Source organism: Pseudomonas sp. NY15372, from assembly GCF_048068215.1.
GTDB classification, from domain to species: Bacteria; Pseudomonadota; Gammaproteobacteria; order Pseudomonadales; family Pseudomonadaceae; genus Aquipseudomonas; species Aquipseudomonas guariconensis_A.
Genome location: NZ_JBLUPY010000003.1, coordinates 284,251 through 291,721, shown reverse-complemented (window position 1 = coordinate 291,721; position 7,471 = coordinate 284,251). Strand labels below are relative to the sequence as shown.

General features: G+C 62.4%; 4 protein-coding genes and 1 pseudogene. 4 read left to right on the top strand and 1 reads right to left on the bottom strand.

Annotated elements, in window-relative coordinates:
* A partial coding sequence (locus ACNFG0_RS04500; RefSeq protein ID WP_416764088.1) for a retention module-containing protein occupies nt 1-1,035 on the bottom strand: 1,035 nt, incomplete at its 3' end.
* Between the two features lie 344 nt (nt 1,036-1,379).
* Between ACNFG0_RS04500 and ACNFG0_RS04495 the strand changes: the two genes are divergently transcribed.
* The 4 genes and pseudogenes from ACNFG0_RS04495 to ACNFG0_RS04480 all read left to right on the top strand — a co-directional run bounded on the left by ACNFG0_RS04495 (nt 1,380) and on the right by ACNFG0_RS04480 (nt 7,455).
* A complete protein-coding gene (locus tag ACNFG0_RS04495; RefSeq protein WP_196156596.1) occupies nt 1,380-2,717 on the top strand; it encodes a TolC family outer membrane protein in 1,338 nt (445 codons plus the stop codon).
* A 45-nt stretch (nt 2,718-2,762) separates the two neighbouring features.
* Nucleotides 2,763-4,919, top strand: a complete 2,157-nt coding sequence (locus ACNFG0_RS04490; RefSeq protein WP_416764087.1) for a type I secretion system permease/ATPase — start codon at nt 2,763-2,765, stop codon at nt 4,917-4,919.
* A gap of 7 nt (nt 4,920-4,926) precedes the next feature.
* The gene (locus ACNFG0_RS04485) at nt 4,927-6,282 is read left to right on the top strand and encodes an HlyD family type I secretion periplasmic adaptor subunit (RefSeq protein ID WP_196143827.1); all 1,356 of its coding nucleotides are present in this window, start codon (nt 4,927-4,929) and stop codon (nt 6,280-6,282) included.
* Nucleotides 6,283-6,556: 274 nt separating this feature from the next.
* Nucleotides 6,557-7,455: pseudogene (locus tag ACNFG0_RS04480) on the top strand (TauD/TfdA dioxygenase family protein).
* The last annotated feature ends 16 nt before the right edge of the window (nt 7,456-7,471 follow it).

Below are 7,471 nucleotides of genomic sequence, written 5' to 3'. Positions count from 1 at the left end.
GCTAACGGTGCTGCCATTGTTGTAAACGTCATTGGCCGGAGTCTGGAAGTCCACGGTGCCCGTGGTTTCGCCGGCCTTGATGGTGATGGTCTGGCCGTTGGACAGGGTGACAGTCACCGGTGTCTGGGCGGGGTTGCTCAGGGTTACGGTATAGGTGATCACACCGCCTTCGCTCACGCTCGGTGTCGCGGTCAGCGTGGCTGTGGTGTTGTCGATGGTATCGGTGACTTCGGTTACCGCCGGGCGCGTGTCCGGGGTGACGACCAGGCCATTGCCACCGCTGGTGCCGGTGATGGAGGCGGAGATCTCGCCGCCGTCGACATACACTGTGTCATTCGGCGCGATGGTGACATTGACGCTGCCGCTGGTTTGGCCAGCCGGAATCACGATGACCGCGCCGTTGGACAGGGTCACGGTCAGGTTGGTCAAGGGCGGCTGACCCACGGTGGCGGTATAGACGATTACGCCACCCGCTTCGGTGATCGAAGGAGTGGCGGTGAGGGTCAGGCCGGTGGCGACGGGGACGTTGTTGGCCGTCGTGCCGTTGGGGTCGAGTCCGCCGATCTCCTCATTGGCCTGCGCGACTGCAAAGCCCAGAGGGTCGGTCGGGAAGCCGATGGTCGGGTCCACGGCGCCCGCAGTTTCCTCGAGCATCACGAAGCTATGGCCGCCCCCCAAGGCGCCATTGCCACCCGCTGAAGCCGGGCCGGCTGCCGGTGCCTCGAGTTCGGTAGTCGGGTCGAGGCCCGCGGCGATGGCCTGCTGCAGTTCTTCCACGGAAGGCGCCGCCTGGGCGGTTGCCTGGCTCAGGTCGGCAGTGCTGTCGGGTGCGTCGGCGCTCCACTGGGAGTCGCGGCCCAGGTCGAGCAGGCGGCCATCGGCCAGCTCCAGAGTGACGGCGCCACCCGGGCCGGTCAGCACCTGCTCGCCGACGAACAGGCGGTCGCCTTCGACCAGCACACGGCGGATGCCTTCAGGGGATTCTGCGACGACTTGGCCAACAATGCTTTTGACGATGGCAACAACACTGCTCATTGGACTCTCCGGGTTTCCCGTTCAGATGGCTTCCATGCCCAGCCGGTGTACGTGTGCGGCCTGCCGATGGAATATTTCAAAAAAGTTTTGACGCGTTAATTCGTCAAATTTACGTCTATAATTTCTGGCTATTAACTTTATGCCAAAGTATTGACCTTCTGGTTGTCATCCTAAACAATCGTCCAAGTAATGTCACATTGATATTTAACCGGCAGCCATCCTTCCTTCGTACATCCAGTACCCCTTCGGAAGTCCGTATTACGGTCCATCAGGTCGCCATTTTCCAAGGTTGGAACAGCTACGGCTGTGATTTGGGACAACAGCTCCCTCGGGAATCAGTAAAAATGCGTGCGTCACTGTTCACCGCTATTCCTCTCGCTTTTGCCGCCACTTTCGCCCAAGCACAAACCCTGCCTGAAGCCATGCAGAAGGCACTCGAGGTGCACCCGGAAATCCAGGCCGGGGTCAACGCCCGGGTGGCTGCGGACTATCAACTGCGCGCCGCGCAGGGCGGCTATTTGCCGCGGGTCGACCTGACGGCCGGTTATGGTCGGGAGGGGACTGACAGCCCGAGTACCGGCAATCGATGGGAGACGCTGAACCGTGGCGAGTCCGCCGTGCGTCTTCGGCAAATGGTTTTTGACGGTTTCGCCACCTCCAGCGAGGTCGGGCGTCAACAAGCCACCGTCAATGCCCGGGCCTACTCGTTGATGGGAACCTCCGAGCGCACCGCGTTGACGGTCGCCCAGGTGTACCTGGATGTATTGGCGCGTCGCGAGATGGTGCGCCTGGCCGAGGACAACCTGCGCAACCACGAACGCATCCTCGACCAGATTCAGCTGCGTACAAGCCGCGGTGTCGGTCGCATGGCCGACCTCGACCAGGCCGAGGCGCGCCTGGCCCAGGCACGCAACAACCTGATCACCGAGCAGACCAACCTGGCCGATGCCAATACCAACTACCTGAGCGTGGTGGGCCAGATGCCGGATGAGCTCAGCAAGCCCGCGCCGTTCATCGACCTGCTGCCGGCCAACCTCGAAGAAGCACGCTTGCAGATGATCGAGAGCAGCCCGGTACTGCGCTCGGCCGAATCGGATATCGCGGCTGCGGAGAAACAGTACGAGGCGGCCAAGTCCAGCTTCTACCCGCGCTTCGATGCAGAACTCGGCCGCACGGCCGATAACAACCTGGACGGTGCCCGCGGTCACAACAATGAGTGGCAGGCCATGCTGCGCATGAACTTCAACCTGTATGCCGGTGGCAGTAACAAGGCCGACCTGCAGTCCAAGTCGTACCTGGCCAACCAGGCGCTGGACATTCGTAACAATGCCTTGCGCCAGCTCAATGAAGAACTGGGCCTGGCATGGAATGCTCTGGACAACGCCAATGCCCAGTTGCCGATCGCCCGGCAATACGTCGACCACAGTAACCGCGTGCGCAGTGCCTACCAGCAGCAGTTCAGCCTCGGCGAGCGCACCTTGCTCGACCTGCTCGACAGTGAAAATGAAACCTTCACCGCCCAGCGTCGTCTCGTAGAAGTAATGAATCTACAATTGTTTACTCAGTATCGAATCAAGGCGACCATTGGTCAGCTGCTCAAGAGCCAGGGTGTCGTAGCTCCCATGGCGACCGTAGTGCAGAACGACCTGAAACCCAAGGTGAGCCTTCCAGGCATGAACTGAAAGGCGCACCCGCCCCATCTAAACCAAGGATGAAGAGAGCGCCGCGTGGAATCCGAAGTCCGTCGAGTCCAACTCAGCCACGATCCACGCAGTCAGCATGACGACCCTTTGCTGGACAGTCTGCTGACCCTGTGTGTCCTGCATCAGAAGCCCGCCAGCCGGGCCATGCTGACCACCGGCCTGCCGCTGCCTGCCCAGCGCCTGAGCCCCGAGCTGCTGCCCCGCGCGGCCGCCCGGGCCGGTCTGCAGGGGCGCTTGCTGCAACGCAAGCTCGAGCACATCCCCAGCATCGCGATGCCGGCCATGCTGCTGCTCAAGGAGGGCCGCAGCGCCGTCCTGCTCGGTTGGGAGAATCACGACACTGCACGCCTGCTGCTCAGCGAGAGCGATGGTGGCGAGGTGCACGTCAGCCGCGAGGCGCTGCTGGAGGACTACAGCGGCCTGGTGTTCTTCGCCCAGCCGCAGCACAAGTTCGACGTCAACCACGGCAACCTGATCCCGCGTGCGCGCTCCTGGTTCCGCGATACCCTGATGCGCAGCCGCTGGTTGTACATCGATGCCATTGCTGCGAGCCTGGTGATCAACCTCATCGCCCTGGCCGCGCCGCTGTTCGTGATGAACGTCTACGACCGGGTGGTGCCCAACCAGGCTACTTCGACCCTCTGGGTACTGGCGATCGGCATCACCGGGGCCTATATCTTCGACCTGATCCTCAAGGGCCTGCGCAGCCTCTGCCTGGACCTTGCCGGCAAGAAGACCGACTTGATCATCTCGGCGACCCTGTTCGAGCGCATCGTCGGCATGGCCATGAAGTACCGTCCCGCCAGGGTCGGCAGCTTTGCCCAGAACATCCATGAGTTCCAGGGCCTGCGCGATTTTCTCGCCTCGCTGACCCTGACCAGCCTGATCGACCTGCCGTTCACCGTGCTCATCCTGATCGTCATCGCCATCATCGGTGGGCATCTGGTATGGATACCGATCATTGCCTTCCCGCTGGCCCTGGGCATTGGCTACGCCCTGCAGAAACCGCTGATGGCCACCATGGAGCGGACCATGGCGCTTGCCGCCGAGCGCCAGTCCAGCCTGATCGAAACCCTGGCCGGGCTCGATGCGGTGAAGGTCAACAACGCCGAAAGCGAACGCCAGTACATGTGGGAGCAAACCCTCGGCACCCTCAGCCGCCTGGAGCTGCGGGTCAAGATGCTGTCGAGTCTGGCGATGAACATCACCTCGCTGGTCCAGCAGCTGGCAGGCGTGGCGATGATCTGCGTCGGCGTCTACCTGATCATCGACGGCCAGCTCACCATGGGCGGGCTGGTAGCCTGCTACATGCTCAGCGGCCGCGCCCTTGGCCCGCTCAGCCAGCTCAATGGCCTGCTGGCGCGCTACCAGCAGGCCAAGGTGACCATGACCGCCACCGACCAAATGATGGAGCTGCCCCAGGAGCGCAATTTCGAGGAACGGCCCATGAGCCGCCGCACCCTGCAAGGCGCCATCGAGTTCCGAGGGGTCGACTTCACTTACCCGAACCAGCAGAACCAGGCCCTCAAGGGCATCAACCTGAACATTCGCCCAGGCGAAAAGATTGGCATCATCGGCCGTAGCGGCTCGGGCAAGAGCTCGCTGGCCAAGCTGATCGTCGGCCTCTACCAGGCCGACAACGGTTCGTTGCTGGTCGATGGCGTGGACATCCGTCAGGTGGATGTCAGCGAGTTGCGTCACAACATCGGCTACGTGCCCCAGGACATCCAACTGCTGGCCGGTACCCTGCGCGACAATCTGGTCAGTGGCGCCCGCTACATCGAGGACCAGCTGGTGCTGCAGGCAGCGGAGCTTGCGGGTGTGCACGAGTTCGCCCGCCTGCACCCGGACGGCTACGAGCTGCAGGTCGGCGAGCGTGGCCAGAACCTCTCTGGCGGCCAGCGGCAGAACGTCGCCCTGGGTCGTGCGCTGCTGCTCAACCCGCAGATTCTGCTGCTCGACGAGCCCACCAGCGCCATGGACAACACCGGCGAAGAGCGCCTCAAGCAGCGGTTGCAGGCGGTGATCGAGAACAAGACCGTGCTGCTGGTCACTCACCGTGCCTCGCTGTTGTCGCTGGTCGATCGCCTGGTGGTCATCGACCGAGGGCAGATTGTCGCCGATGGCCCGAAGGCCGCGGTCATGGATGCGCTGAAGAAGGGGCAGATCAGTGTTGCATAAGCTGGATATGGGGCGTTTCACGGACAACCTGCGCCGCTATTTCAAAGGTTCGGAATCGCTCAGCGGGCCCCTGCCCGAGGTCAACAAGGCCCTGATCGAGGATGCGCCACGTGTCGTGCGCCTGACCATCTGGGGGGTGATCGCCTTCTTCGTGTTCCTGATCGTCTGGGCCAGCTTCGCCCACATCGACGAGGTCACCCGTGGCGAAGGCAAGGCCATCCCCTCGTCCAAGGTGCAGAAGATCCAGAACCTGGAAGGCGGCATCGTTGCTGAAATCTTCGCCAAGGAAGGGGAGGTGGTGGAAGTCGGCCAGCCGCTGCTGCGCCTGGACGAAACCCGCTTCGCCTCCAACGTCGGCGAAACCGAGGCCGACCGCCTGGCCATGGCCCTTCGCGTCGAACGCCTGAGCGCCGAGGTCGAGGACCGTCCGTTGAAGATCGACGAAGCGCTGCGCAAGGCCGCTCCGAGCCAGGCCGCCAATGAAGAGTCGCTGTACTTGAGCCGTCGCCAGCAACTGCAGGACGAAATCGGCGGCCTGCAACAACAGTTGGTGCAGCGCGAGCAGGAACTGCGCGAATTCAATTCCAAGCGTGCCCAGTACGCCAACAGCCTGCGCCTGCTGCGCCAGGAAATCTCCATGTCCGAGCCGCTGGTCGCCCAGGGTGCGATTTCACAAGTCGAGATCCTGCGTCTTCGCCGGGCCGAGGTGGAGAATCGTGGCCAGCTGGATGCCACCGCCCTGGCCATCCCGCGCGCCGAGGCGGCGATCAGGGAGGTCCAGAGCAAGATTGAGGAAACCCGCGGCAAGTTCCGCAGCGAGGCCCTCACCCAGCTCAACGAGGCGCGTACAGAGCTGAACAAGGCCACCGCCACCAGCAAAGCACTGGACGACCGGGTCAACCGCACCCTGGTCACCTCGCCGGTGCGCGGCATCGTCAAGCAATTGCTGGTCAATACCATCGGTGGTGTGATCCAGCCGGGCAGCGATATCGTCGAGATTGTGCCGCTCGACGACAGCCTGGTCATCGAGGCGAAGATCCTGCCCAAGGACATCGCCTTCCTGCACCCCGGTCAGGAAGCCACGGTCAAGTTCACCGCCTACGACTACACCATCTACGGCGGGCTCAAGGCCAAGCTGGAACAGATCGGTGCCGACACCATCACCGACGAAGACAAGAAGACCACCTACTACCTGATCAAGCTGCGTACCGACCGCAGCCACCTGGGCACCGATGAAAAGCCGCTGCTGATCATTCCCGGGATGGTCGCCACCGTGGACATCATGACCGGCAAGAAAACCATCATGAGCTACCTGCTCAAGCCGATCATCAAGGCTCAGTCGGAAGCCTTGCGAGAGCGCTGACCCCCTGAGGGCCGCTTCCTGTAGGAGCGGCCTTGTGCCGCGATGGGGCGCGTAGCGGCCCCAAACGCTTAGCCGACCGGCATTAGGCGTAGACCTCGCATATCTTTATTTCTTAAAGATATTTAAATTATCTTTCTTATGACTTTATAGTCCTCCCCACTGCGTACCTGCCGACCAATCGGCGCGCCGCACGACTTGAACCCACACGGGAAATGACCCCGTGCGTTTCTGATCGTCGCGCGCCCTTGAGTCGCGCACTGCGTGGGAGTGAACAATGTCAGCCGCCTCGAACGCCCTGTCGTCCATCGACAGCGCCCAGCCGCAAATCTTCGATATCCGCCCGTTCCCCGCTGCCGTCGGCGCCGAGATCGTTGGCCTCGACCTGAGCCGGCCAGTCAATGCCGCGGATTTCACCCGGATCCACCGTGCCCACCTCGATCATCACGTCCTGGTGTTTCGCGACCAACACATCACTCCGACCAGCACATCGCCTTCAGCCGCCGCTTCGGTGAGCTGCAGATCCATGTGCTCAAGCAGTTCCTGCTCGAAGGGCACCCCGAAATCCTGATCGTTTCCAACATCATCGAAGACGGTCGCAACATTGGCCTGGGCGATGCTGGCAAGTTCTGGCATTCGGACCTCTCCTACAAAGCGCTGCCCAGCCTCGGCTCCATGCTGCATGCCCAAGAGCTGCCCAGCGAAGGTGGAGACACCTTGTTCGCCGACATGCACAAGGCCTGGGACGCGGTGCCCGAAGCATTGCGCAAGGTGGTCGAAGGTCGTAGCGCCGCTCATTCCTACACCGCCCGTTACGCCGAGACCAAGTTCGAGGGCAACTGGCGGCCAACGTTGACCGCCGCGCAATTGGCCGAGGTCAAGGAAGTCATCCACCCGGTGGTGCGCACCCACCCGGAAAACGGCCGTAAGGCGCTGTTCGTCAGCGAAGGCTTCACCACCCGCATCGTCGGCCTGCCAGATGACGAAAGCCGCGACGTGCTGCAGCAGCTTTACGCCTTAAGCGTGCTCGAACCGAACATCTACCGCCACCATTGGCAGCCCCACGACCTGGTGTTCTGGGACAACCGCTCGTTGATCCACCTGGCCGCCGGTTGCCCCGCGCATTTGCGGCGCAAGCTGTACCGCACCACCATCCAGGGCGATGCCCCTTTCTGACGACCGAGGACAGTCA